The organism is Rhodococcus sp. NPDC054953, from assembly GCF_053609225.1.
This window is the reverse complement of sequence record NZ_JBSGXD010000015.1, coordinates 22,448-47,374: the sequence shown is the minus strand read 5'-3', so window position 1 is coordinate 47,374 and position 24,927 is coordinate 22,448. Positions and strand designations below refer to the sequence as shown.

Annotated in this window: 25 protein-coding genes; 4 read left to right on the top strand and 21 right to left on the bottom strand. The window is 70.2% G+C overall.

Translation table 11 applies throughout. The features are described 5' to 3' along the window. Window positions 1-157 precede the first annotated feature (157 nt). The 16 genes from hpf to ACWF62_RS12245 all read right to left on the bottom strand — a co-directional run bounded on the left by hpf (window position 158) and on the right by ACWF62_RS12245 (window position 16,778). Window positions 158-826 (bottom strand): ribosome hibernation-promoting factor, HPF/YfiA family, encoded by a 669-nt coding sequence (gene hpf / locus ACWF62_RS12320; RefSeq protein WP_378506938.1) that lies wholly within the window; start codon window positions 824-826, stop codon window positions 158-160. A gap of 175 nt (window positions 827-1,001) precedes the next feature. Further along, window positions 1,002-1,661, bottom strand: coding sequence for a ComF family protein (locus tag ACWF62_RS12315; protein ID WP_378506937.1), 660 nt, complete (start codon window positions 1,659-1,661; stop codon window positions 1,002-1,004). A gap of 55 nt (window positions 1,662-1,716) precedes the next feature. Then, on the bottom strand, window positions 1,717-3,507 hold the full coding sequence (gene lpqB, locus ACWF62_RS12310) for an MtrAB system accessory lipoprotein LpqB (RefSeq protein WP_378506936.1): 1,791 nt from the start codon (window positions 3,505-3,507) through the stop codon (window positions 1,717-1,719). Further along, complete coding sequence (mtrB, locus tag ACWF62_RS12305; protein ID WP_378570339.1) at window positions 3,504-5,219, bottom strand: MtrAB system histidine kinase MtrB; 1,716 nt, start codon at window positions 5,217-5,219, stop codon at window positions 3,504-3,506. The genes lpqB and mtrB overlap by 4 nt, the downstream gene beginning before the upstream one ends. A gap of 14 nt (window positions 5,220-5,233) precedes the next feature. Then, the gene (gene mtrA / locus ACWF62_RS12300) at window positions 5,234-5,911 is read right to left on the bottom strand and encodes an MtrAB system response regulator MtrA (protein ID WP_452630183.1); all 678 of its coding nucleotides are present in this window, start codon (window positions 5,909-5,911) and stop codon (window positions 5,234-5,236) included. Between the two features lie 4 nt (window positions 5,912-5,915). Then, complete coding sequence (locus ACWF62_RS12295) at window positions 5,916-6,581, bottom strand: dTMP kinase (RefSeq protein WP_378506934.1); 666 nt, start codon at window positions 6,579-6,581, stop codon at window positions 5,916-5,918. Window positions 6,582-6,664: 83 nt separating this feature from the next. Next, window positions 6,665-8,146 carry an adenosylhomocysteinase gene (ahcY, locus tag ACWF62_RS12290; protein ID WP_378506933.1) on the bottom strand — a complete coding sequence of 494 codons (1,482 nt, stop codon included), beginning with the start codon at window positions 8,144-8,146 and terminating at the stop codon, window positions 6,665-6,667. Between the two features lie 66 nt (window positions 8,147-8,212). Next, the gene (locus ACWF62_RS12285; RefSeq protein WP_378506932.1) at window positions 8,213-8,824 is read right to left on the bottom strand and encodes a TetR/AcrR family transcriptional regulator; all 612 of its coding nucleotides are present in this window, start codon (window positions 8,822-8,824) and stop codon (window positions 8,213-8,215) included. Window positions 8,825-8,936: 112 nt separating this feature from the next. Next, window positions 8,937-9,110: a rubredoxin gene (locus tag ACWF62_RS12280; protein ID WP_378506931.1), complete on the bottom strand. Its 174-nt coding sequence runs from the start codon at window positions 9,108-9,110 to the stop codon at window positions 8,937-8,939. Beyond that, complete coding sequence (locus tag ACWF62_RS12275; RefSeq protein WP_378570337.1) at window positions 9,107-9,274, bottom strand: rubredoxin; 168 nt, start codon at window positions 9,272-9,274, stop codon at window positions 9,107-9,109. Before ACWF62_RS12275 ends, ACWF62_RS12280 begins: the two co-directional genes overlap by 4 nt. Further along, complete coding sequence (locus tag ACWF62_RS12270; RefSeq protein ID WP_452630182.1) at window positions 9,274-10,494, bottom strand: alkane 1-monooxygenase; 1,221 nt, start codon at window positions 10,492-10,494, stop codon at window positions 9,274-9,276. Before ACWF62_RS12270 ends, ACWF62_RS12275 begins: the two co-directional genes overlap by 1 nt. A gap of 169 nt (window positions 10,495-10,663) precedes the next feature. Beyond that, window positions 10,664-12,223: an amino acid permease gene (locus tag ACWF62_RS12265; protein ID WP_378506929.1), complete on the bottom strand. Its 1,560-nt coding sequence runs from the start codon at window positions 12,221-12,223 to the stop codon at window positions 10,664-10,666. A 132-nt stretch (window positions 12,224-12,355) separates the two neighbouring features. After that, the gene (gene manA, locus ACWF62_RS12260) at window positions 12,356-13,585 is read right to left on the bottom strand and encodes a mannose-6-phosphate isomerase, class I (RefSeq protein ID WP_378506928.1); all 1,230 of its coding nucleotides are present in this window, start codon (window positions 13,583-13,585) and stop codon (window positions 12,356-12,358) included. Then, window positions 13,586-14,713, bottom strand: a complete 1,128-nt coding sequence (locus ACWF62_RS12255) for a tobH protein (RefSeq protein WP_378506927.1) — start codon at window positions 14,711-14,713, stop codon at window positions 13,586-13,588. It lies immediately after the preceding gene. Between the two features lie 148 nt (window positions 14,714-14,861). Beyond that, complete coding sequence (locus ACWF62_RS12250; RefSeq protein ID WP_452630181.1) at window positions 14,862-16,238, bottom strand: phosphomannomutase/phosphoglucomutase; 1,377 nt, start codon at window positions 16,236-16,238, stop codon at window positions 14,862-14,864. Window positions 16,239-16,409: 171 nt separating this feature from the next. Continuing rightward, on the bottom strand, window positions 16,410-16,778 hold the full coding sequence (locus tag ACWF62_RS12245) for a DUF3499 domain-containing protein (protein WP_378506925.1): 369 nt from the start codon (window positions 16,776-16,778) through the stop codon (window positions 16,410-16,412). 81 nt (window positions 16,779-16,859) lie between these two features. On the opposite strand from ACWF62_RS12245, the gene ACWF62_RS12240 reads away from it, so the two are divergent. Continuing rightward, window positions 16,860-17,345 carry a metallopeptidase family protein gene (locus tag ACWF62_RS12240; RefSeq protein WP_378506924.1) on the top strand — a complete coding sequence of 162 codons (486 nt, stop codon included), beginning with the start codon at window positions 16,860-16,862 and terminating at the stop codon, window positions 17,343-17,345. Between the two features lie 134 nt (window positions 17,346-17,479). Here the strand turns inward: ACWF62_RS12240 and ACWF62_RS12235 are convergent, their stop codons facing one another. Then, window positions 17,480-17,716, bottom strand: coding sequence for a WhiB family transcriptional regulator (locus ACWF62_RS12235; protein ID WP_378507045.1), 237 nt, complete (start codon window positions 17,714-17,716; stop codon window positions 17,480-17,482). Between the two features lie 545 nt (window positions 17,717-18,261). Between ACWF62_RS12235 and cofD the strand changes: the two genes are divergently transcribed. From cofD to ACWF62_RS12220, 3 genes are read left to right on the top strand one after another with little or no spacing between them, the layout of a single operon-like run. Beyond that, a complete protein-coding gene (gene cofD, locus ACWF62_RS12230) occupies window positions 18,262-19,239 on the top strand; it encodes a 2-phospho-L-lactate transferase (protein WP_378506923.1) in 978 nt (325 codons plus the stop codon). After that, entirely contained in the window at window positions 19,236-20,618 is a 1,383-nt protein-coding gene (locus ACWF62_RS12225; RefSeq protein WP_378506922.1) for a coenzyme F420-0:L-glutamate ligase, read from the top strand. The genes cofD and ACWF62_RS12225 overlap by 4 nt, the downstream gene beginning before the upstream one ends. Then, entirely contained in the window at window positions 20,615-21,166 is a 552-nt protein-coding gene (locus ACWF62_RS12220; RefSeq protein ID WP_452630179.1) for an NUDIX hydrolase, read from the top strand. The genes ACWF62_RS12225 and ACWF62_RS12220 overlap by 4 nt, the downstream gene beginning before the upstream one ends. A 5-nt stretch (window positions 21,167-21,171) precedes the next feature. Here the strand turns inward: ACWF62_RS12220 and ACWF62_RS12215 are convergent, their stop codons facing one another. The 4 genes from ACWF62_RS12215 to ACWF62_RS12200 all read right to left on the bottom strand — a co-directional run bounded on the left by ACWF62_RS12215 (window position 21,172) and on the right by ACWF62_RS12200 (window position 24,925). After that, window positions 21,172-21,852 carry a GNAT family N-acetyltransferase gene (locus ACWF62_RS12215; RefSeq protein WP_378506920.1) on the bottom strand — a complete coding sequence of 227 codons (681 nt, stop codon included), beginning with the start codon at window positions 21,850-21,852 and terminating at the stop codon, window positions 21,172-21,174. Between the two features lie 220 nt (window positions 21,853-22,072). Continuing rightward, the gene (locus ACWF62_RS12210; protein ID WP_378506919.1) at window positions 22,073-22,858 is read right to left on the bottom strand and encodes an SGNH/GDSL hydrolase family protein; all 786 of its coding nucleotides are present in this window, start codon (window positions 22,856-22,858) and stop codon (window positions 22,073-22,075) included. Between the two features lie 66 nt (window positions 22,859-22,924). Beyond that, window positions 22,925-24,043: a mannose-1-phosphate guanylyltransferase gene (locus ACWF62_RS12205; protein ID WP_378506918.1), complete on the bottom strand. Its 1,119-nt coding sequence runs from the start codon at window positions 24,041-24,043 to the stop codon at window positions 22,925-22,927. A gap of 3 nt (window positions 24,044-24,046) precedes the next feature. Then, complete coding sequence (locus tag ACWF62_RS12200) at window positions 24,047-24,925, bottom strand: glycosyltransferase family 2 protein (protein WP_378506917.1); 879 nt, start codon at window positions 24,923-24,925, stop codon at window positions 24,047-24,049. Window positions 24,926-24,927: the final 2 nt, after the last annotated feature.

Here is a 24,927-nt window from a genome sequence, read left to right as displayed (position 1 = left end):
ACCCCTCGACCGGATCCCATGGTAGGCGCTGCGGCCGCCGCTCGAGTCGATCGACCACTCATTCTTGTCGGTTACTCAGGCTTCCGCCGCGACGTCCTCAACCGATCCGGGTCGGTGTTGCGGTCAGGTTGCCGCTGGCCAGCGCGGGTCTGCCCGGTCAGGCGAGCCGGATCAGTCCGTAGTCGAACGCGTGACGCCGGTACACGACCGACGGTCGGTCGGTCTCCTTGTCGTGGAACAGGAAGAAGTCGTGTCCGACCAGTTCCATCTCGTACAGCGCATCGTCGACGGCCATCGGGGCGGCGGAATGCACCTTCGTCCGCACGATCTGGCCGGGGCCCTCTGGTTGTTCCGGCTCGAGCGACAGGTCCGGGGAGATGCCGAGCGAATCGTCCTCGGCGAGCGCGGCGGTCGCCTGCGCGACCGACACCGGGGTCTTGTCTCCGTAGTGGACGCGCCTGCGATCCTTGGTCCGACGCAGCCGGGCCTCGAGCTTGGCGGTCACGCTCTCGAAGGCGGCGTAGAAGCTGTCGGCGGCGGCCTCGGCGCGAACCACGGGCCCTTTACCTCGGGCGGTGATCTCGACCCGCTGGCAGTTCTTCGCCTGCCTGCGGTTTCGTTCGTGCTGGAGTTCGACGTCGATGTGGTAGATCGTCGGATCGAAGCGCTCAAGACGAGCGAGCTTCTCGGAAACGTAGACCCGGAAATGGTCCGGGACCTCGACATTGCGGCCCTTCACCACGATCTCGGAGCGTGGGGCATCGGATTGCCCGGTGGATTCTGCAGCGTCCTGAACGAAGACAGATGCTGTCGAAGGGGTCGTCACGCGTACCTCCCGAATACGGCCGAGCCAAGAATTTGACCTGCGGCGGATGAGCTACGCCGGGAAGGGGACCGCCCGGCGTCAGGGTTTGGAACTATCACCTCCCACCCGTGTCGTCGGCTGTGCTGGCGACGGTAGTACGAGTTCGACACAAGTGCCAGCATTCGGGTCGAACGCGTCATGCGACCCCGATCACCAGCACCGCGTCGACCCGGACACCGACCCCCGCGAGCGCGCGAACGGACTCCGCCGCGGTCGCCCCGGTGGTCAGGACGTCGTCGACGAACACCACGCAATCCGACCGGACGGTCCCCACCGGCGGGGTGGCCCGGACCCGTCCCGCCAGGTTCGCGACTCGGGCGTGCGCCGAGAGCCCGACCGAATCCCGAACGCCAGCACCGAAACTCAGGGCACGCTCGACCCGCACCGCCTCCGGGGCCAACCGCTCGGCCGCGCATCGCACCATCGCCAGCACCGGATCGCCGCCCCTGGCCCGTGCCGCTCGCCGCCGGGTCGGCGCGGGAACGACCGTCAGCCCGGCCAGCTCGGGGGGATCGATCTCGCCGAGTGCGCGCAACTGTCGCACCGCACCGGCCAGCGCGGCGCCGAGGGGGCGGGCGAGGTCGCGGCGGCCCCGTTCCTTCGCCGCGATCACCGCCGCCCGCCGCGCCCCGCCGTGTGCTCCCACCGCCCACACCGGGACCCCCGTATCGATCCGCGGCGACACCGCGACCGGCGGTCCCGCCAGCTGTGTCGCGCAGCGCGCGCACCACAGGGTGCCCGCGACGCCGCAGCCACCGCACTCGCGGGGGAGGATCAGGTCGAGCAGTGCGCGCATGCCCGGCAGTGTGCCCCGGCCCACCGACAGCACCGGCGACGAGGAGTCGGGCGGGTCAGCCCGCCAGCACCGGGACGGCCCTGACCCCGGTCAGGCCGGGGACCTCACGCCAATAGCGGTCCCCCGCCGGGTCCGTGCTGTTGAGCTGGAAAACCGCGAGCGCGTCCGCGACGTACGTCATGGACGGGGTTGCCTCGACCGCGGTCACCGGCGGGGTGAGGTTGCGGCTCGGCAGCGCGTCCATCCGGGACCCGTCGACGGAGACGCTGACGACCGGGATGTCCGAGGCAGCGCGCACCACCACGATCGCGTCGCCGGTCGACCAGTCGAGGGTGACGGCGGGGCTGCCGAGACCGACCGCGATCGGTTGCGCGCCGGTCAACCGGTAGCCGCCCTCCGGTCGGGGGATCACGGTCACGGCATAGACCTTGCCGTCGATGATCGCCGCGGCGCGGGTGCCGTCCCTGGACAGCCGGAACTCGGTGATCGTGGTGCCGAGCGAGGCGATGTCGGCGGTGTCCACCTGCTCCACGGTCCACTCACCCGCCGGTCCCGGCGCCGTCCGCAGCACCCGCGCGCCGTCGACGACCGTCCACACCGCGGTGTCCCCGAGCGCCCAGGTCGGCCGGGTCAGCGTGCCACCCTCGGCGACCCGGGACGCCTGCCCGTCCACCGGCCCGACCATCAGCGTCGACACCGCCTCGGGCGGCGACACCGACTCGGTGCCGGGCCGGGTGGCTGGCGCCGCCACCGCGGCCGCGGATCTGCCGTCCCGGGACAGCGCGGCCGACCGCAGGTCCGATCCCGACCCGAAGTAGCCGGGCTCCGGATCGATACCCTCGTCGGTGACCCGGACGAGGGCGCCGTCCCGCAGCGCGTACAGGCCGACCGCGGCCGCCCCCGACGCCGCCGGGTTCGTCGACGACACGTCCGCCGTCGTCCAGCCGTTGGGGAGCCGCTCGTCGAGCGGTTTGCCGTCGCCGATCAGCACGTACGGGCCGGGGATCTCGGCGTTGGCGAGCGTCCAGACGACCTGCGCGGCGAGGCGGTCCCGGCTCACCACGTCCAGCGGTCCGGTGCCCTCGAACTGGATCCGCAGCCCACCAAAGCCGATACCGACCCCGGCGCTGCGGCCGTCCGCCTTGGTGATCGGATCCGCCAGCCGCACGTCGGCGAGCTGGTTCGACACCGCGCCCTGCAGCGACGGCTTCGGGCCCGCGATCAGCATCCGGATCAGCGTGTCGGCCAGGTCCTGCGGGTTCGTCGAGATCCACCGCAGGTCGGGGACCGTGGTCGACCCGGTCGGGTCGAGGAAGTACAGCGCCTTGCGCTGGTAGGTCTTGAGGAACTGGGGCCGGTCCAGGATGACACCCGGCGGCAGCTGATCGATCCGCCACTCTCCGTTCTCCCGAACCAACCGGACCGTCGCCTCGTAGGTTCCCTCGACCGCCTGGTACACACCGCCCTGTCCGAGCTGCCCGACCCGGTTCGCCCGGATCGTGTATCCGGCCTGGTCGTCGGATCGCTGCGACTCGGGCAGCACGTCCACCTTGTCGACGATCGTCGTCTCGACGCTGTCGTCCCAGGTCGCGGCCGCCGAGGTGGTCAGGAACTTGCGGGCCGCGGCGTGCCGGTCGGTCGGGTCGGTGCTGGCCGCGAGGAAGTCCCGCAGCAGCAGGTTCGGTTCCCGTCCCGGAGCGGGCGCGGGCACCACCGGGTTCGCCGGCTCCTGCGCGATCGTGCCGATCGCCTGCGGGGTGGACGAGTCGGGCAGGCTGGCGCAGCCGCCGAGCAGGACGGCGGCAACCACCGCCGCCGCGCAGCCAGCCCACCGCCGCCGCCTCATGTCCGTCGCTCCCGGAGCATCGGCAGGCTGGCCGTCTCGTCGGGGTCGAGCGGCTCGGACTCCCCCGACTCCGTGTCGCTGGTCTCAGTGTCCCCGTCGGGGTCGCGGCCCTGCACCCGCTTGATGGTCGGCGGGCGCAACGGGAGCGGGCTGCTGGTCACCTTGTGCCCGCGGACCAGCGGCAACGTCAGCCGGAAGCACGCGCCGACGCCGGGCGCACCCCACGCGTCGAGCCTGCCGTCGTGCAGCCGGGCGTCCTCGACGCTGATCGCCAACCCGAGTCCGGTGCCGCCGGACCGGCGGACCCGGGACGGGTCCGACCGCCAGAACCGGTTGAACACCAGCTTCTCCTCCCCCGGCTGCAACCCGATGCCCTGGTCGCGCACGATGAACGCCGCCGCGTCCGCGTCGGCGCGCAGCCGCAGCAGCACCGGCCTGCCCTCGCCGTGGTCGATCGCGTTCGCCAGCAGGTTACGCAGGATCCGCTCGACCCGACGCGGGTCGACCGTCGCGTCGACCGGTTCCTCGGGCAGGTCGAGAATCAGTTCGGTCCCGGTCTCCCTGGCCAGGTGCCGGATCGTCGACACCGCGGCGCGGGCGCTCATCCGCAGGTCCAGCTTCTCGGCGGCGAGCTCGGCGACACCGGCGTCGTGGCGGCTGATCTCCAGCAGGTCACCCAGCAGCGATTCGAACCGGTCAAGCTCGGCGACCAGCAGCTCCGACGATCTCCGCAACGCGGGGTCGAGGTCGGCGCTGCCGTCGTGGATCAGGTCGGCGGCCATCCGGACCGTCGTCAGCGGAGTGCGCAGCTCGTGGCTGACGTCGGAGGTGAACCGCTTCTGTAGGTTGCCGAACTCCTCGAGCTGCGTGATCTGCTTGGACAGGGATTCGGCCATGTCGTTGAACGACATCGCCAGCCGGGCCATGTCGTCCTCACCGCGCACGGGCATCCGTTCCCGCAGCTTGCCCTCCGCGAACCGCTCGGCGATCCGCGACGCGGACCGGATCGGCAGCACCACCTGACGTGCCACGATCAGCGAGATCGCGGCAAGCAGCACCAGCAGCACCGCGCCGCCGATCAGCAGGGTGCTGCGCATCAGTGACAGGCTGCGGTCCTCACCCGCGAGGGGGAACACCAGGTACAGCTCGAGGTCGGGGACGTCGGCGATCACCGGGCTGCCGACGATCAACGCGGGCCCCGTGTAGCCGTCGGGATCGCTGACCGTCGAGAACTGGTAGCTGACCTGACCGTTGAGGACGAACTCGCGCAGACTGTGCGGAATCTGATCGACCGGCCCCGCCGACGGCTCCGCCGCCGGGTCGCCGCGGGCGATCAGCACCGGGTCGAAGGTGCCAGCCGCACCGGACGCCGGACCGGAGTCCGAGCTGCGGGCGGTCAGCGACGACCGCGCCCCCTCGAGGCGGGTGCTGATCGAGGCGGTCTCGTCGGTGCCAGCGAGGTAGCTCTGCACGGTGCCCCGCGCCCGGTCCATCTCCTCGGTGGCCGCCGACAGCTTCGCCTCGACCAGGCGGTCGGTGATCTGGCTCGTCAGGACAACGCCGAGGATGGTGATGACGACCAACGACAACGTCAACGTCGACACGACCACCCGCAGCTGCAGCGACCGCCGCCACAAGTGCGCCAGCGCGACGCTCGTGTTGCGGAACCGTCGGAGCAGCGGCGTGAACGTGCCGTTGATCCGACGCCGCATCCGGGTGCTACGGATCACGGCGGTCCGGCCTTGTAGCCGACCCCCCTGACGGCGAGAACGACCTGCGGATTCTCGGGATCGCGCTCGACCTTCGCACGCAGCCGCTGCACGTGCACGTTGACCAGCCGGGTGTCGGCGGCATGCCGGTAGCCCCACACCTGCTCGAGCAGGACCTCCCTGGTGAACACCTGCCGCGGCTTACGGGCGAGGGCCACCAGCAGGTCGAACTCGAGCGGGGTCAGGGAGATCAACTCCCCGTCCCTGGTGACCTTGTGGGCGGGAACGTCGATGTCGATGTCGGCGATCGACAGCAGTTCCGCAGGCTCCTCCTCGGTGCGCCGCAGCCGGGCCCGCACCCGCGCCACGAGTTCCTTCGGCTTGAACGGCTTCATCACGTAGTCGTCCGCCCCGGACTCGAGGCCCAGCACCACGTCGACGGTGTCGGTCTTCGCGGTGAGCATCACGATCGGCACCCCGGAGTCGGCGCGCAGCACCCGGCAGACGTCGATCCCGTTCATGCCGGGCAGCATCAGGTCGAGCAACACCAGGTCGGGGCGGATCTCCCGGACCGCGGACAGCGCCTGGGTGCCGTCACCCACCACGAAGGGCTCGAATCCCTCCCCGCGCAGCACGATGGTGAGCATCTCGGCGAGTGCCGTGTCGTCGTCGACAACCAGAATGCGTGGCTTCATGTCTCTATCGTGTCACTCCGAGGCGCGCCCGACGTTGATTGGTGACATCGGCGGCGAGTTGTGCCGGGTCGACGTCCGGTCCGACCACCGTCCACGGCGAGATCCACTGCCGCACCGCAAGCCCGTCGTAGACCTCGCCGGTCCTGGCCTGCAGGCCTGAATCGCGCTCGTAGGCGTCGCGTTGCCGGTCCGCTTCGATGCCCGCGCGGCTGCGCGCCCGGCTGGCGGCCAACTCCACCGGAACCTTCAACAGGATCTGCAGTGCGGGCCGCGGCAGCCCGAACCGGCCGAACTCGAGGTCCTCGATCCAGGAGACGTCGGGGCCCTGCGCGCTCTGGTGCCGCCGCGCGGCGGTGTAGGCGGCGTTGGACGCGACGTAGCGGTCGAGCAGGACGATGTCGTGGGTGGCGATCATCTCGCGCAGGTCGGCTGCCGCGTCGCGGCGGTCGAGCGCCCACAGCAGCGCCATCGCGCTGATGCTTTCGGCGGTGTCCCCGTGCCCGCCGTGCAGCGCCTCGGCGCCGAGGTCCGCATGCACGGACACCCCGTACCGCGGAAAGGCCAGCGTTGCGACGCTCAGTCCGGCGCCGCGCCAGGCGTCAACCAGCGCGTTCGACAGCGTGCGCTTGCCAGCGCCGTCGAGCCCCTCGAGTGCGATGAGGATTCCCACGGTCGCCCAGCCTAGGCGCTGCCGCGCCTGTGAGTCCTTTTGGCCCCGGACGGGGCCAAAAGGACTCACAGGCGGCGGAGCCGCTAGTAGCGGTAGTGCTCGGGCTTGTACGGGCCCTCGACGTCAACGCCGATGTACTCGGCCTGATCCTTGGTCAGCTTGGTGATCGAACCGCCGAGTGCCTCGACGTGGATCCGCGCGACCTTCTCGTCGAGGTGCTTGGGCAGGCGGTACACCTCGTTGTCGTACTCGTCGGGCTTGGTCCACAGCTCGATCTGCGCGATGACCTGGTTCGCGAACGAGTTCGACATCACGAACGACGGGTGGCCGGTGGCGTTGCCCAGGTTCAGCAGGCGACCCTCGGACAGCACGATGATGCTGTGCCCGTCGGCGAAGGTGAACTCGTCGACCTGCGGCTTGATGTTGACCCGGGTGACCTCCGGCGAACGCTCCAGCGTCGCCATCTCGATCTCGTTGTCGAAGTGACCGATGTTGCCGAGGATGGCCTGGTGCTTCATCTGCTTCATGTGCTCGAAGGAGATGATGTCCTTGTTGCCGGTCGAGGTGATGACGATGTCGGCCTGGCCGATGAACTCCTCGACGGTCTTGACGTCGTAGCCGTCCATCATGGCCTGCAGCGCGTTGATCGGGTCGATCTCGGTGACCGTGACGCGGGCGCCCTGGCCGCGCAGCGCCTCGGCGCAGCCCTTGCCGACGTCGCCGTAACCGCAGACGAGGGCGGCCTTGCCGCCGATCAGCACGTCGGTGCCGCGGTTGATGCCGTCGAGCAGCGAGTGCCGGGTGCCGTACTTGTTGTCGAACTTGCTCTTGGTGACCGAGTCGTTGACGTTGATCGCCGGGAACACGAGCTCACCGGCCGCGGCAACCTGGTAGAGGCGCAGCACGCCGGTGGTGGTCTCCTCGGTGACACCCTGCACCGACTCCGCGACGGTCGTCCACTTGGACTTGTCGGCCTCGAGGGACGTGCGCAGCAGCGCGAGGAACACCTTGTACTCGTCGGAGTCGTTCGCGTCGTCGGTCGGCGGGACGACGCCGGCCTTCTCGAACTGCGCACCCTTGAGCACGAGCATGGTGGCGTCGCCGCCGTCGTCGAGGATCATGTTCGCCGGCTGGTCGGGCCAGGTGAGCATCTGCTCGGCCGCCCACCAGTACTCCTCGAGGGTCTCGCCCTTCCACGCGAAGACCGGGGTGCCCTTGGGCTCCTCGGGGGTGCCGTGCGGGCCGACGACGATCGCGGCGGCGGCGTGGTCCTGGGTGGAGAAGATGTTGCACGACGCCCAGCGCACCTCCGCACCGAGCGCGGTGAGGGTCTCGATCAGCACCGCGGTCTGGATGGTCATGTGCAGGGAGCCGGAGATCCGCGCGCCCTTGAGCGGCTGCACTTCGGCGTACTCGCGGCGCAGCGCCATGAGGCCGGGCATCTCGTGCTCGGCGAGGCGGATCTCCTTGCGGCCGAACTCGGCGAGCGAAAGGTCCGCCACCTTGAAGTCGATCCCGTTGCGGGTCTCCGCGACACACTTGTTCTCAGACACTGAGGTCGTCATCTGCCTCTCCTGGTTGGCAATAGCTGCGGTAGAGGCTACCGGGAGGCGAGCCCGACGAAACACCGGCTAATCGCCGGTCCCGGTGATCTCCTCCCCGAACGGACCGATCAGCGCGGCCAGGTCCTCGGCGACATCGGCGTGCGCGGCGGGCGGCATCGAGATGTAGCTCAGCGCGAGCCGGACGATCCCCCGGCCGAGAATCCCGGCCTCCACCGGTCCGGCCTGTATCCAACTGCGCCGAAACGTCTCCGACAGCTGTGCGGCACCGCGCTCCAGGATCGGGGCGCTGTCCGTGGTGATCAGGCGCAGCAGGTCGGGCTTGGCTATTCCGGTGAGCAACGACTTCACTAGCGGGTCCGCGGCGCTGAGGGTGAAGAAGCCGGTGAATCCGTCGACGAGGGCGGTCCGGACCGAGCCAGGATGCCGGTACATCGCGGCGTCCACGACCTCGACGAACCGGTCGACCAGGCGCAGCGCGTAGGCCTGCGCCAGCCCGGGACGGGACTGAAACTCGTTGTACACGGTCTGCCTGCTCACGCCAGCCGCGGCCGCGACCTGCGACATGGTGACCTCGGACCAATCCTTCTCGGTCAGCAGGTCCCGCATCGCGTCGAGCACCGAATCTCGCAGCAGCGCGCGGGCGGCCTGCGGATACGGGATTCGGGTCGAGGGCGGCATGTCCGCGAGGGTGGCACCTGCCGGCCGGGCCGTCAACGACGACTCGCCCCACCGTGATCGGGACCACGCTCCGGCGGTGATGTCGAGTCCGGGTCGACGTTCACCGCCGCGTTCACGGTCGCGCGACCTCGACCATGTCGAAGTCCGCCTTGGCCGCGCCGCAGTCGGGGCAGCTCCAGTCGTCGGGGATGGCGTCCCAGCGGGTACCGGGAGCGATCCCGTCGTCGGGCCATCCGAGTTCCTCGTCGTACTCGAATCCACACTGGGCACAGCGGTAGAGCCTCATGACGCAATCTCCTCGAAGTCGACCTTCTCGCGGACCCCACAATCCGGGCAGCACCAATCGTCCGGCACCGCCCCCCACTCCGTGCCGGCCGGGAAGCCTTCGCGCGGAGCTCCTCTCGTCTCGTCATAGACGTACGCGCACACCGGGCATCGATACGCGGCCATCATGCAACCCCGTGCTTCGCGTAGATGCGCTCACGCTTGCCCGGCGCGATGTTGACTCGGGTGATGTCACCCTCGTAGTGGGCGAGGACGCGGTGGTCCATGACCCGACGCCAGACCGGCGGAAAGTACGCGAGCGAGATCATGCTGGCGTAGCCGCTGGGCAGGTTCGGCGCCCCGTCCATGCTGCGCAGGGTCTGATAGCGCCGCGTCGGGTTGGCGTGGTGGTCGCTGTGCCGCTGCAGGTGGTACAGGAAGATGTTGGTGCAGATGTGGTCGGAGTTCCAGCTGTGCTCCGGTGTGCAGCGCTCGTAGCGACCGCTCGCAGTCTTCTGGCGGAGCAGCCCGTAGTGCTCGAGGTAGTTGACGGTCTCGAGCAGCGAGAACCCGTACACCGCCTGAATCACCAGGAATGGCAGCACCCCCCAGCCGAAGGCGGCGACCAGCGCGGCCCAGAGCGCAACCGACATCAGCCAGGCGTTGAGCACGTCGTTGCGAATGGTCCACGGACCCTTGTCGAGTCGCCGCAGGCGCGCCGCCTCCAACACCAAGGAGGATCGCAGACTGCCCAACACGCTGCGCGGAAGGAAGGCCCAGAAGCTCTCGCCGAACCGCGCGCTTGCCGGGTCCTCCGGGGTGGACACCCGGACGTGGTGGCCGCGGTTGTGCTCGATGTAGAAGTGCCCGTAGCAGGTCTGGGCGAGGGTGATCTTCGACAGCCACCGCTCCATGTCATCCTTCTTGTGCCCCAGTTCGTGCGCGGTGTTGATGCCGATGCCACCCATCACGCCGACGCTCAACGCCAACCCGATCTTCGAGACCAGGCTCAGGCCACCGTCGACGCCGAGCCACGCGAGGTTGTCGGCGGTCCAGAGGTAGCAGGCGAACCCGAGGCTCGCGAGCTGGAACGGGATGTAGGCGTACGTGCAGTACCGGTAGTAGCGGTCGTTCTCGAGCTGCTCCATCACCTCCTCCGGCGGGTTCTGCCCATCCGGTCCGAAGAAGATGTCCAGGATCGGGAGCAGCGCGTAGACGAGGATCGGGCCGATCCACCACAACACCGGCGAGACCGCGGTCGCGCCGAGCTCGTTGAGCCCCCAGACCAGTCCTGCCGCCAGGAAGATCGCCGTCGGCGGGATCAGCCCGAGCAACCACAGGCGCCTCTTGCCGTCCCGCCACTGCACGGTGGTCCGCCCGTCCGCGGTTGCGCTGTACGTCCTCACCCTTGCCTCCCACCCACCGACCAGATGTGATCCACACCACTTACGATTGGACAATACGCCTAGAGTTGTCACATGTATATACATTTCAGCCTATATGTAAACCTTGCTGTGGGCGCCGGACGACAACGGCCCCCCGGCAGTGAGCCGGGGGGCCGTTGGTGTCGCGGCGCTACTTGCCGCGGTGTCGCGGTTCGTCGGGACCACCGAGCCGGTCAAGTGCCCGCGACTCCAGGCCCGGTTCGGGGCGCTGCCGCTTGCCGAGCAGGGAATGCCGGTGCCCGTACGCGAAGTACACGACGACGCCGATCGCCATCCAGACCACGAACCGGATCCACGTCTCCACCGACAGGTTCAGCATCAGCCACAGGCACGCGAGGACCGCCACGATCGGGATCAGCGGCACCAGCGGCACCCGGAATCCGCGCGGCAGGTCGGGTCGCGTCCGGCGCAGGATGATCACGCCGATGCAGACCAGCACGAAGGCGAACAGCGTGCCGATGTTCACCATCTCCTCAAGGGTGCCCATCGGGAAGAAGGCGGCAAGCACACCGGACACGATGCCGACGATCACCGTGATCCGGACCGGCGTGCCGCGCTTGCCGGTGTGCGACAGGGTCCGCGGCAGCAGCCCGTCCCGCGACATCGCGAACGCGACCCGGGTCTGACCGAGCAGCATCACCATCACCACGGTGGTGAGACCGGCGAGGGCCCCGAGGTTGATCACCCACTGGGCCCAGGTGATGCCGTGGGCCTCGAACGCCGTCGCCAGCGTCGATCCCTCACCTGCCAGCGCGGTGTACGGGACCATCCCGGTCAGGACGAGGGTCACTGCCACGTACAGCACGGTGACGATCGCCAGCGACCCGAGGATGCCGCGCGGCAACGCCTTCTGCGGGTTCTTCGTCTCCTCGGCGGTCGTCGCGACCACGTCGAATCCGATGAACGCGAAGAACACCAGCGACGCGGCGGCGAGCAGCCCGTACCACCCGAAGGTGCTGCCGCCCGCCCCGGTCAGGAAGGAGAACAGGGACTGGTGGATGCCCTCACCGGTGTCACCGGGCTGCGACGGCGGAATGTACGGCGAGTAGTTCGATCCGGTGATGAAGAAGGCGCCGACGATGATGACCAGCAGCACGACGCCGACCTTGATCGCGGTGATCGCGGCCGATACCCGGGACGACAGCTTCGTTCCGGTCGCCAGCAACACGGTCAGCCCGGCGATCAGCAGGACCGCGCCCCAGTCGAACTTCAGCCCGCCGAGTTGCACGACGGTCGACTCGACGCCAATCACATCCGCGAGGTAGAGCGACCACCCCTTCGCGACCACCGACGCGGCGAGCGCGAACTCAAGGATCAGGTCCCAGCCGATGATCCACGCGACGAACTCGCCGAACGTCGCATACGAGAACGTGTAGGCGCTACCCGCGACCGGCACCGTCGACGCGAACTCCGCGTAGCAGAGGGCGGCGAGGCCACAGGTGATCGCGGCGATCACGAACGCCAGTGACACCGACGGCCCAGCCACGTTGCCCGCGGTCCGTGCGGTGAGGGTGAAGATGCCCGCACCGACGACGACGGCGACACCGAAGACCGTCAGGTCCCAGGCGGTGAGGTCCTTCCGGAGTTTGCTGTCCGGTTCGTCCGTGTCGGCGATCGACTGCTCGACCGACTTCGTCCGGAAGATCCCGGATCGGCCGGCGTTCGCGCCCGGCCCCTCGTGCATCGTCATCGCTGCCTCCTCGACAGGGGTACCGGGTCGAGCCTATTGCGCCGACGGGCCGGTGCCGCGAATTTCCACGCCGCGTACCGCGTCGATTCGGCATCGCCGCGGCTGCCGGGTCGGCCCGCCGTCGCGGCAGGCTCAGCCGACGGTGGCACTGAACACCTGCGCCGACTCCCCCGCCGCGGCCGACCGCACCGTCACCGCCGGGTCCGATGCCGCGATCCAGGCCGACTCGCCGCGGGCCAGGTCGAGTCGCTCGCCGCCACAGTGCAGCGTGACGGATCCGGACGTGCACAGCAAGATCCGGGGGCCACCCTGCCGCAGTTCGACTCCCGGCGCGTCCGCGGTCAATTCGATTCGAGCAAGGGCGAACTCGGGCGCGGGAGTGTCGTACACCAGGACCGGGTCCGTCGGTGTCGCCGCGGACGCGGTGCGGATCGGGCCGGTCAGCGGCTCGAAGTCCAGCACCCGGAGCAGTTCCGGCACGTCGACGTGCTTCGGGGTGAGCCCTCCGCGCAGGACATTGTCGGAGTTGGCCATCACCTCGACCCCGAGCCCGTGCAGGTAGGCATGCAGGTTGCCCGCCGCCAGGTACAAGCCCTCGCCGGGCTCGAGGGTGATCCGGTTGAGCAGCATCGACGCAAGCACACCGGCGTCGCCGGGATAGGACTCGCCGAGGCCGAGCACCGTCTGCACCTCCCTGGTCCACCGCCGGTCCCCGCCCGGGTCGGACAGGTAGCGCACACAGCCCTCCAGGATCTGCGGCAGCAGGGACGCCAGCGCGGGTGCGGGCAGGGTGATCCAGGTGGTGAACAGCGCCCGCAGGCCCGACGAATCCGGTTGCCCCGCAAGCATGGCCACGTAGTTGTCGAGGGCGGGCACCCGCAACGCCCGGAGCAGGTCGACGGTGCGGTGTGGATCGCGGAACCCGGCAAGCGCCTCGAACCGGGTCAGGGCAACCACCAGCTCGGGCTTGTGGCTGTCGTCGCGGTAGTTCCGGATCGGCGCATCCAGAGGTATCCCCGCCGCCTCCTCGCGTCCGAACCCCTCCTTCGCCTGCTCGGCGCTCGGATGGGCCTGCAGGGACAGCGCTTCCTCCGCCGCGAGCAGCTTCAGCAGGAACGGCAGCCGGTCCCCGAACCCGGCCCTGGCGCGGGGGCCGAGTTGCCCGACGGGGTCGTCGGCGATCGTGTCCAGCAGCGACACCGTCGCGTCACCGACGGCAAGGCGGGATGGATTCGCGGGGTGGGCACCGAGCCACAGCTCGGCCTCGGGATGGTTGGACGGGACCTGACGGCCGCACAGTTCGGCGATCGCGGTCCGCGACCCCCAGGCGTAGGTGCGGAGCGCGCCCTGCAGCGGATGCACTTATCGCCCACCGATCAGCCGCAGGTACACCGCCGCCATCTCGAACCGGACGGCGAGCACCGCCAGCTGCTCCGCTTCGGTACGGTCCCCCTGATCGGGGCCCCCCGGGGTCCGCCCCGTCATCTCACGACCACCTGTTCCGAGTTCGTCGACGCCGTCCGCTGTCGACAGCAGCTCCGCGTCGGGCAGCGCCACGATGCGCCGCATGGTCACGTTCCGCGACTGCGCTGTCGCGAGGACGAACACCCGTGCCGGGGTGACCGGCAGCGGTCCGTCCAACTCTTCGTCGTGGAAGAGCGGATCGTATCCGGGCGGGGCGGCATGCGCCCCGGACAGCACGACGGCCGACGCCAGCGCGTCGGCGAGATCCGCGGCAGCCGCGGTCACCCCGGCCGTGCGCAACAGCATGTCCGCGGTGTGGCCGGCGAACGCGGCGGTAGCCGGGCCGTCACCGGCGACCAGCACCCGGTGGCCCTGCATGCGAACGGCGAGCGACTTCGCCGGGTTGTGGAATACCTCCGCCGAGGGATGATTGCGGGCGGCCTCGGCGTCGAGCCGGTCGGCGAGGCCAACCAGGTCCGGAATCCGAGCGCCGCGGCCCGCGTCGAGCGTCCCGAGCACCGCGAGCCCGGCGGCGAGGTACCGGAGGAACCCCTGCCGGTCCGGCACCGGGACCCGCGGCGCCAGCAGGGATCCCCGTGTCGCGGCCGCGCCGAGCGGACCCTCGTCGCGGGCCACCACGACCAGCTCGGCGCCGCGGCGCAGCGCGGAGTCCGCGGCGTCGACCAACCCCGGATCACCGGCATCGTCGCCGGCGACGACCACCACGTCCAGCGGACCGACCCACGGCGGCACCGCGGACGTCGACAGCACGGGCAGCCCGTATCGCGGGCCGATGGCGGCACCGAGGACCGACGCCGCCCGCGCCGCCCGTCCCCCCGACGTCACGATCACCACGCTGCGCGGACGCAGCTCACGGAGGCGGTCGACCATGCCCTCGGCGACGGCCTCGGCAACGGACCTGACCTGGGCTCCCCCCAGCGCCGCGGCGCGCATCGCGCCCTCGGTGTCGGCGGCAGCGACGCTCGCGGCGTCATCGAGATCGAGAAGAGGTGACGGAGCCGTCATGGCAACCTTCCTTTCTCGCAACCGCACGTCGGACGCGGCCCGTTGGATCGGACATGCGCCGACGTACACACCCCGGTTCGACCATTCTCGCACCGCCGGGGCCGCCGGGACGTCCCCGTGACCGCGCAGTCTCTGGACACGACGCCGCTCAGGCGCGCACCACCGCGAGCACCTCCGCGACGAGCGCGTCGACCTCGGCGCGGGTGCGGGCCTCGACATTGAGGCGGAGCAGCGGCTCGGTGTTCGAGGCACGCAGGTTGAACCAGGCACCGTCACCCAGGTCGACGGTCACCCCGTCGAGTCGGTCGACGGACACGGTGCGCGCGGCAAAGGCCTCGACGACCGCTGCGGTGCGCTCGGCTGCATCGGCGACGGTGGAGTTGATCTCCCCGGACGCCTCGTACCGGTGGTAGACCGACATCAGCTCGGACAGCGGGCGGTCCTGCTCCCCCAGCGCCGCGAGCACGTGCAGGGCGGCGAGCAGTCCGGAGTCGGCGCCCCAGAACTCGCGGAAGTAGTAGTGCGCGGAATGCTCGCCGCCGAACACCGCACCGGTCTCCGCCATCTGCTGCTTGATGAAGGAGTGCCCGACCCGGGTCCGCACCGGGACGCCACCGAGCTCGGCGACCAACTCCGGGACCACCCGCGAGGTGATCAGGTTGTGGATGACGGTCGCGCCCGGTTCCTTCGCCAGCTCCCGCTGCGCGACGAGGGCGGTCACCGCCGACGGGGACACCGGCTGCCCCTTCTCGTCGACGACGAAACAGCGGTCCGCGTCGCCGTCGAAGGCCAGGCCGATGTCGGCGCCGGTCGCGAGCACGTGCGCCTGCAGGTCGACGAGGTTCTTCGGGTCGAGCGGGTTCGCCTCGTGGTTCGGGAAGGTGCCGTCGAGTTCGAAGTACAGCGGCTCGATCGTCAGCGGCAGCGACCCGAGCACGGCGGGCACCGTGTGGCCGCCCATGCCGTTCCCGGCGTCCGCGGCGACCGTGAGGTGCCGGATCCGGGACAGGTCGACGAGACCGTTCAGGAAGGCCGCGTAGTCGCCGAGGACATCCTGCTCGGTGACGGCGCCCGCGGCACCGTCGTGCGCGGGCACCCCGGAGATCACCTCGGCGGCGATGGCCGCGAGCCCGGTGTCCTGACCGACGGGCTTGGCGCCTGCGCGGCACAGCTTGATCCCGTTGTACTGGGCCGGGTTGTGGCTGGCGGTGAACATCGCGCCGGGGCAGTCGAGCAGTCCGGACGCGAAATACAACTCGTCGGTGGACGCCAGGCCGATCAGCACCACGTCGAGTCCCTGCGCGGTCACGCCGTCCGCGAACACCGCGGCCAGCGTCGGTGACGAGGCACGCATGTCGTGCCCGACCACGATCCGGGTCGCCTGCTGGGTCGGGTCCTCCCGCATCAGCCGGGCGAACGCGCCTGCCACGTCCCGCACGAAGTCGCTGTCGAGTTGCTCCCCGACGACACCGCGGACGTCGTATGCCTTGATGAGGGCATGGACGGATTCGGCGGTTCGTGCCACTGCAAGTTCTCCTCGTTCAGCCACCGCGTGTCGCACGGTGTTCGGTCATCCGGTACGTGGTCGCGCGGATCGGTGCCGACGCCGTACCCCGCTCACCCTAGTGCCCCCGTTGCCGCTTCCGCCCCACCGTCATTGACGAGAGGTGACGGGAATCCGGTCGGCGTGCGGCGATCAGTTGCCCGGATCGGGCAATACCCGCAGGTGACCACGGCGGCCGGTCCGGGCCACCGTTGCGGCAGGGGCCGACCGATCCGCACTTGGCGTCTCGCCGCGTCCGGCCTCGCGCACCGCCTCGGCGAGCGCCGTCAGGTCATCCTCGTCGGGTGTGGAACTGGAGAATCCGCCCTCGTGGCGAACGAGCTCCCAACCCTTCGGCGCGGTGATCCGGGATGCGTGCGCCTCGCACAGGTCCCAGGAATGCGGTTCGTCGACCGTGGCGAGCGGGCCGACCACCGCGGTCGAATCGGAATAGACGTACGTCAGGGTCGCAACGGCGGGGTTCTTGCACCCGGGCCGGCAGCATCGACGCAGTCCTCTCACGAATGAGAGGGTAGCGCCCCGCCGCCACGGCGCCTACTCGGACACACCGGTGACGGCTCGACGCCGGTAACATTGACGGTCATGCACAGAGCCCGACCACTAACGTCCCGTTCCGCGGCTCGACGGGGTCGCGGCATCCGCGGCCCGGTTCTGCCGCCGAGCGTGCCCGCGTGGCAGAGTCGGGCGGAACACTTCGACACGCTGGTCCTCGAGGCGTTCGCGCCCATCGACGCACGGTGGCGGGACCGCATCACCAAACTCGACATCGCCGTCGACGAGGTGCCGAAAATCCGTGCGCTGGACCCGGATTCGGTGACCTGGCCGCCCGAGGTCGTCGCCGAGGGCCCCGTGCCGCTGTCCCGACTGGTGCCTGCGGGCGTCGACCGGCACGGCAACGCCACCCGGGCACGGCTGGTGCTGTTCCGTCGACCGTTGGAGCTGCGGGCGAAGCGGCCCGACGACCTGGTCGATCTACTGAACGAGGTGCTGGTGCGGCAGGTCGCGACGTACCTCGGCGTGGAACCCGAGGTGATCGATCCCGACCTGGCCGACGACCAGGACGATTGACGCTCCGCGGCGAACGCCGACCTCACCGCGGTCGGCGGTCACACGGGCGGGGACCTCTCGGACGGAATGACGATTGACGATGCGATGATCCGCCGAAAAGCATACGCGCCGAACCTCTTCGAGATTTCGGCGCGTTAGACGACGATGCCTCGCTTGAGGCGGCGGCGCTCCCTCTCCGAGAGTCCGCCCCAGATTCCGAAGCGTTCGTCGTTCGAGAGTGCGTACTCGAGGCACTCGTCGCGAACCTCGCAACCGAGGCAGATGCGCTTCGCCTCCCGGGTCGATCCACCCTTCTCCGGGAAGAACGCCTCGGGATCGGTTTGCGCGCACAGCGCGCGGTCCTGCCACTGATCCTCCATGTCGTCGAACATCTCGTCGACGCCGCCGGTGATCAGGCTCAATATCGGGCGGTCGGCAAGCCGCTCACCCTCGTTTTCGCGGACGTCCCCCATTACGTCTGCCATGGAATCGGTCTGCGGTTCGTCGCCAAGCGCGCTCAATCGAGTAATCGATCCTCCGTGCTGGTTGGCCATCCGTTCCGCCTCCTCACCTGTGATAGCCCAGAATTTTCTGGGCTGTTGAATTGTCCTCCCCGACAATGTCGTTCCGCCCCGCGCGCATACGCCCCGAGCTGCGAGAACGCATGTTCGAAATCGGATTAACCACAATCGTTCTCAAGTGGTTACCGCGAAATGACATACACGTGATTAGACACGGACCCTCCGGTCCGGTCAAGCCGAGGAAAGGTTTGCTAGCACCTCTGTTCCCAATTCGTGACACAACGCGCATTCCTGCCTGTCAAGAGCGTGTCGAACGATCTCCCGTCGCGCCATCGACCGGCATGCGCCGGACCCGCGCGGACCGGCGCGGGGTGTGCCCGCCTGCCCGCCGATTCGGACGCCTAGGCTTCTCTCTCGTGAAGGTCACAGTTTTGGTCGGCGGCGTCGGCGGCGCCCGCTTCCTCATGGGGGTGCGCGGCCTGCTCGCGCAGTCGGACACGGGCAGCGACGCCCACGAGATCACCGCGGTGGTCAACGTCGGCGACGACGTGTGGATGCACGGGCTTCGGATCTGCCCCGATCTCGACACCTGCATGTACACCCTCGGCGGCGGCATCGATCCCGAACGCGGATGGGGCCACGCCGGGGAGACCTGGAACGTGAAGGAGGAACTCGCCGCATACGGCGCGAAGCCGGACTGGTTCGGGCTCGGAGACCGGGACACCGCGACCCATCTGATTCGTTCCCAGATGCTGCGCACCGGATATCCGCTGTCCGCGGTCACCGAGGCACTGTGCAACCGCTGGCAGCCCGGGGTCCGTCTGCTTCCGGTGACCGACGACCGCAGCGAAACCCACGTCGTGATCACCGATCCCGCCGACAACGAGCAGCGCGCCATCCACTTCCAGGAATGGTGGGTCCGGCATCGCGCCCAGGTCCCGACCCACGGCTTCGCGCATGTCGGCGCGGAGACCGCGACGCCGGCCCCCGGCGTGCTGGAGGCCATCGAGGACGCCGACGTGGTCCTGCTTGCGCCATCCAATCCGGTGGTCAGCATCGGCGCGATCCTCGCGGTGCCCGGCATGCGGGGTGCCCTGCGGACCGGACGCGCGAAGGTGATTGGGCTGTCCCCGGTTGTCGACGGAAAGCCGTTGCGCGGCATGGCCGACGAATGCCTCGAGGTGATCGGGGTCGAGACGTCGGCGGAGGCCGTCGGCAGGCACTACGGTGCGCGCTCAGCGACCGGGATCCTGGACGGCTGGCTGATCCACGACACCGATACCGCCGACGTACCCGGGGTGGAGGTCCGCGCCGTGCCGCTGCTGATGACCGACCCTGACGCCACCGCCGCGATGGCCCGCGCCGCGCTGCACCTGGCCGGGATCGACCTGTGAGCGCAGGCTTCTCCACCGGTCCCGGCGCCGGGACCGGTGTGGACGATCACGGCGCGGTCGGCGGGATCGAGATCCTGCCGATCCCCGGCCTGCCGGAGTTCCGGCCCGGGGACGATCTCGCAGCCGCCATCGCGGCGGCGGCGCCGTGGCTGACGGACGGCGACGTTCTCGTCGTCACCAGCAAGATCGTCTCGAAGGTGGAGGGTCGCATCGTCGCCTCCCCCACCGATCCCGAGGAACGGGATGCCCTGCGCCGACGGCTGGTCGACCAGGAGGCGGTGCGGGTGCTCGCCAGGAAGGGCCGCACCCTGATCACCGAGAACAAGCTGGGCATCGTGCAGGCTGCGTCGGGGATCGACGGCTCGAACGTGCACCCGACCGAACTGGCGCTGCTGCCGGAGGATCCGGATGCGAGCGCCCGCGCACTGCGGGAGCGGATCGCGGACCTGCTGGGGGTGCAGGTCGCGGTCGTGATCACCGACACGATGGGCCGCGCCTGGCGGAACGGGCAGACCGATGCCGCGATCGGGTCGGCCGGGGTCCCGGTCCTGCACGGCTACGCGGGATCCGTCGACGCCCAGGGCAACGAGTTGATGGTCACCTCGGTGGCCGTCGCCGACGAGCTCGCCGCGGCGGGCGATCTGGTGAAGGGTAAGACCGGCAGCATGCCGGTCGCCATCGTGCGCGGCATTGCCCTGCCCGACGACGGGTCGCGGGCAGTGGATCTGATCCGGCGCGGCGAGGAGGACCTGTTCTGGCTCGGCGCCGACGAGGCGATCGACCGGGGCCGCGGGGAGGCGCTGCTGCTGCGGCGGTCGATCCGCGCCTTCGGACCGGAACCCGTTGCCCCCCACTTGATCCGGGACTCGATTTCCGAGGCCCTGACGGCGCCTGCGCCGCACCACACCCGTCCGGTGCGGTTCGTCTGGATCCGCACCCCGGAGGTACGCACGCGCCTGCTGACGGCGATGCGCGAGAAGTGGCGGGCAGACCTCACCGCCGACGGGTGGAGCGAGCAGTCGATTGCCCGGCGACTCGACCGCGGCACCATCCTGTTCGACGCCCCGGAACTGGTGATCCCGTTCTGCGTTCCGGACGGCGCGCACAGCTACCCGGACCCGGCGCGCACCGCGGCCGAGCAGACGATGTTCACGGTCGCCGCCGGTGCCGCGGTGCAGGGACTGCTGGTCGCGTTGGCCACCCGGGGGGTCGGGAGTTGCTGGATCGGGTCCACGATCTTCGCGCCCGGCGTGGTGCGAGCCGAACTCGGGTTGGCGCCGGACTGGGCCCCGCTCGGCTCGGTTGCTATCGGGCACCCTGCCGAACCGCTGTCCCCGCGCGAGCCGGTCGTCCCCGGCGACCTGCTGGTCGAACTGTGAGCGCGGCGTCGCTACACCGCTCCGCGCGGGACGCCCTGACCGGATGGCAGACCCCGAGCGCGGCCGACGAGTCGCTGCGGCACACGATGCTCGCGTTCCTCGACGCAGCGCCGCTGGGCTGCCTGCGCGAGCACGAACCGGGGCACATCACCGCGTCGTCGCTGGTGCTGACCGAGGACGGCGCGCGGGTGCTACTAACCCTGCATCCCAAGGTGGGCAGGTGGATTCAGCTCGGTGGCCACTGCGAGCCGGGGGACGAGACGGTGGTCGACGCGGCACTGCGCGAGGCGACCGAGGAGTCCGGGATCGACGGCCTGCGCATCGACCCGGCGCTGCTGTCCGCGCACACCCACCCGATCACCTGCTCGCTCGGGAAGCCGACCCGTCATCTGGACCTGCGATTCCTGGTGTGGGCACCGGTGGACGCGCGGCCGGTGCGCAGTGACGAGTCGGACGACCTGCGCTGGTGGCCGGTCGACGCCCTCCCTCCCGACGCCGAGCGGAAGACCGTCGACCACCTCGTCGCGCTGGCCCGCCTGCGCGGCTGAGCGGTTCAGGCGCCGAGCCGCGACTCGAGTCCGCTGCGGACGTCCGGCCAGTCGTCGACGGTGACGGCGAACATGACCGAGTCCCGGATCGTGCCGTCCTCCCGACGGAAGTGGCGGCGCAGCGTGCCCTCATAGGTGGCGCCCAGGCGCGCGATCGCCTGCTGCGAGCGGTGATTGCGGGTGTCGGTCTTGAGCTGGGCCCGTCCCGCCCCCAACGTGTCGAAGGCGTACCCGAGCAGCAGCAGCTTCGTCTCGGGGTTGACCGCGCCCGCCCAGACCGCGGGTGTGTACAGGGTGAACCCGATCTCGACTCGGGCGTCGTGTGCACTCACATCGAGGTAGGAGGTGACGCCGACCGCCGCGCCGGCGGGAAGGTCACCGAGCGGCCCGCGGGCACGGACCGTCCACGGCTGCCAGTCCGGCAGCGCGCAGCGAGCGGCCAGGATCTCCGCGAAGTGCGCGGGATCGCGCGGTCGGCCGGGGACGTGCGCCCACACGGCGTCGTGGTCGAGCGCGCGGAACAGTTCGGCCGCGTCCGCCGTCGGATCCGTCGGCGTCAGTTCGACGACGCGCCCGGTCAGCGTCGTTCCGGCGGGGATCGGCCAGGTCATCTGCGGCCACGGCGTGTCGCCCGGACGCGGATCCCGGATCGGGTCGAAGCGGTCCTGCTGTGGGTTCTGCTGCACTCGTCGACCCTAGACCGGCCCGCGACGGCCGGCCGCACCCCGCCAACAACACCCCTGTACACACACCCGATCCCGCACCAACACCCCCACTGCACGCCGAACACCCCCGCGCACACCACACCACCCCTGTGCACACGGGCATTCACCGCACACGTGCACGGCGATGCGGGCATCTGTGTGCACACGGGCGTTCACCGCCCGCGCGCGCGGCGGCGGGGCGTCAGTCGGTGACGGCGATCGGCGCGAGGACGGGCCTGCGGGCGGTGACGTGGTCGCCCGACGACCTCCCGGTCAGCCTGCGCCCGATCCACGGCATCAGGAACTCGCGCCGCCAGGTCGAGTCGATCTTCTTCTGTTCCGCCCTGGACCGGACCGGCGCCGGGCCGAGGTCGGGCGGCGTCAGCTCGTGCGGCACCCCGAGCGCATCGAGCACCTCGACGGCCATCCGCTGATGCCCGGCGGTGGACATGTGCAGCCGGTCCCAGTCCCACATCCGGTCGTCGTCATAGCCGTCGAACCGCCAGAAGTCGATCAGCGTCGCGCCGTGCCGGTCGGCGACCCCACGGACCAGTTCGTTGTAGATCGCGGTGCGCCCGCGGAACATCCGGAACACCGCGTCCCAGCCCGCGTCGTAGGCGGTCCAGATCGCCACGGTCGCGCCCGCCGCGGTGAGCTTGCCGACGGCGTCGTCGTAGCGGGCGACGAGCGCGTCGATGTCGACGGACGGGCGCATCATGTCGTTGCCGCCCGCGTACACCGTCACCAGGTCCGGTGACATCGCGAGGGCGGCGTCCAGCTGATCGTCGAGCACCTGGCCGAGCAGCTTGCCCCGGATCGCCAAGTTCGCGTACCCGAAGTCGTCGGTGCGGGCGGCGAGCTGCTCGGCGACCCGGTCCGCCCAGCCCCGCAGCGCGTTGGGGCGTGCGGGAGCCGGGTCACCGAGCCCCTCGGTGAAGGAGTCACCGAGGGCGACGTATCGATGGAAGACGGGTGCGGACGCAGTCACGCGATGCCATCCTGCCAGCGTGTGGGCGGTCACACGCGACCGGGTTGCATCCCGCAACACTCGTCGTCAGACGTCGGTGGAGAACCGCACCCCGCCGTCGGGCAGGGTCACCCCCGGCCACACCCGCGCCCCGCGCAGCAGCTCGCAGCGGGCGCCGACGTCGGCGCCGTCACCGATCACCGCGTCCCGCACCAGCGCCCGCGGCCCGATCCGGGCACCGAATCCGATGATGGACCGCTCGACGGTCGCACCGGCCTCGACGACCGCACCCTCGAACAGCACCGCACCGTCCAACCGGGCCCCGGCACCGACCTCGGCGCCGCGACCGACCACGGTGCCGCCGATCAGCACCGCGCCGGGCGCGACACCGGCACCGGGGTGCACGAGCGATTCGCCGCGCTGTCCGTCCAGCGCGGGCGAGGGGGCGATGCCCCGCACCAGATCGGCGGACCCGCGGACGAAGTCCTCGGGGGTGCCCATGTCCCGCCAGTACGAGTTGTCGACGAATCCGAACACCCGGCGACCGTCGGCGAGCAGGTTCGGGAACACCTCACGCTCGACCGAGACCGGCCGGCCCGACGGGATCTTCTCGATGATCTCGCGCTTGAAGACGTAGCAGCCGGCGTTGATCTGGTCGGTCGGCGGGTCCTGCGTCTTCTCCAGGAAGTGCGTCACGCGGTCGTCGGCGTCGGTGGTGACGCAGCCGAACGCGCGCGGATCGGACACCCGCACCAGGTGCAGGGTGACATCGGCCTCGTTGGTGCGGTGCGCATCGAGCACGTCCCGCAGGTCCATCCCGCCCAGCACGTCGCCGTTGAAGACGACGACGTTGTCGGCACGCAGCCTCGGCAGCACGTTGCGGATGCCGCCGCCGGTGCCGAGCGGCTCGGTCTCGGTGACGTATTCGATCTCGAGTCCAAGATCGGACCCGTCCCCGAAGTGCTCCTCGAAGACCTCCGCCTTGAACGAGGTGCCGAGCACCACGTGGGTGATGCCCGCCGCCTTGATCCTGGCCAGCAGGTGGGTCAGGAACGGCAGCCCCGCCGTCGGCAGCATCGGCTTCGGCGCCGACAGGGTCAGCGGCCGCAGCCGGGTCCCCTTCCCCCCGACCAGCACCACCGCGTCCACGGACCCGGCGTCCGGCGTCACAGCGGCATCACCCGTCACCGCACCGTCGTTCGTCATCTGTCAGTTCCCCTCGTCCTTCGCCCTGCTCCGTACGGCCGCCGAGACGGCCACTCTCGATCGCACCGCAAGGCCCCCCTTGAGCGCCCACCGCAGCGGCGCCTGCCACCAGTGCGGGTGGCGATCGGCCTGGAATCGGTACGCACTCGCATGATGTGCGGGCAGCATCAGCTCCGGATGACGTCCGGCCGCGTGCCCCTTCGCGTGGGTCACCGCCGCCGACGGCACGAACACGTTGTGCCATCCCGCCCGGCCGAGGCGGTCACCGAGATCCACGTCCTCCATGTACATGAAGTAGCGGGAGTCGAAACCGTTGATCGAGTCGAACGCGGCCCGCCGCACCAACAGGCACGACCCCGACAGCCAGCCGACCGACCGCTCCGAGATCTCCTCGTCCTCCTGCCGGTAGCGGGTGGTCCACGGATTCGACGGCCACACCGTGCCGAGCACCGCGTGCCCCGCCCCGGACACCAGGCCAGGCACGTGCCGGGCCGACGGGTAGACGCTGCCGTCCGGTTCCCGCACCAGCGGCCCCAACGCGCCGGCCCGCGGCCACCGGGCCGCGGCCTTGAGCAGTTCGTCGATCGACCCCGCGTCCCACCGAATGTCCGGGTTGGCGATCACCACAAACTCGGCCGCCGGATCGAGCTCGGCGACGGCCCGGTTGATCGCACCGCCGTAGCCGATGTTTCCGCCGGTCCGCAGGAGTCGGACGTGCTCGCGCGTCTCGGCGGCTGCCTCGGGCGCACCGTCGGTCGACCCGTTGTCGGCGAGGATGACCTGCGTCGACAGTTCGGTCGCGTCCTCGAGGGTGTCCAGGAACTCCTGGAGATGAATGCCTGGCGAATAGGTCACCGTCACCACGGCCAGCTGCGAACTCACGC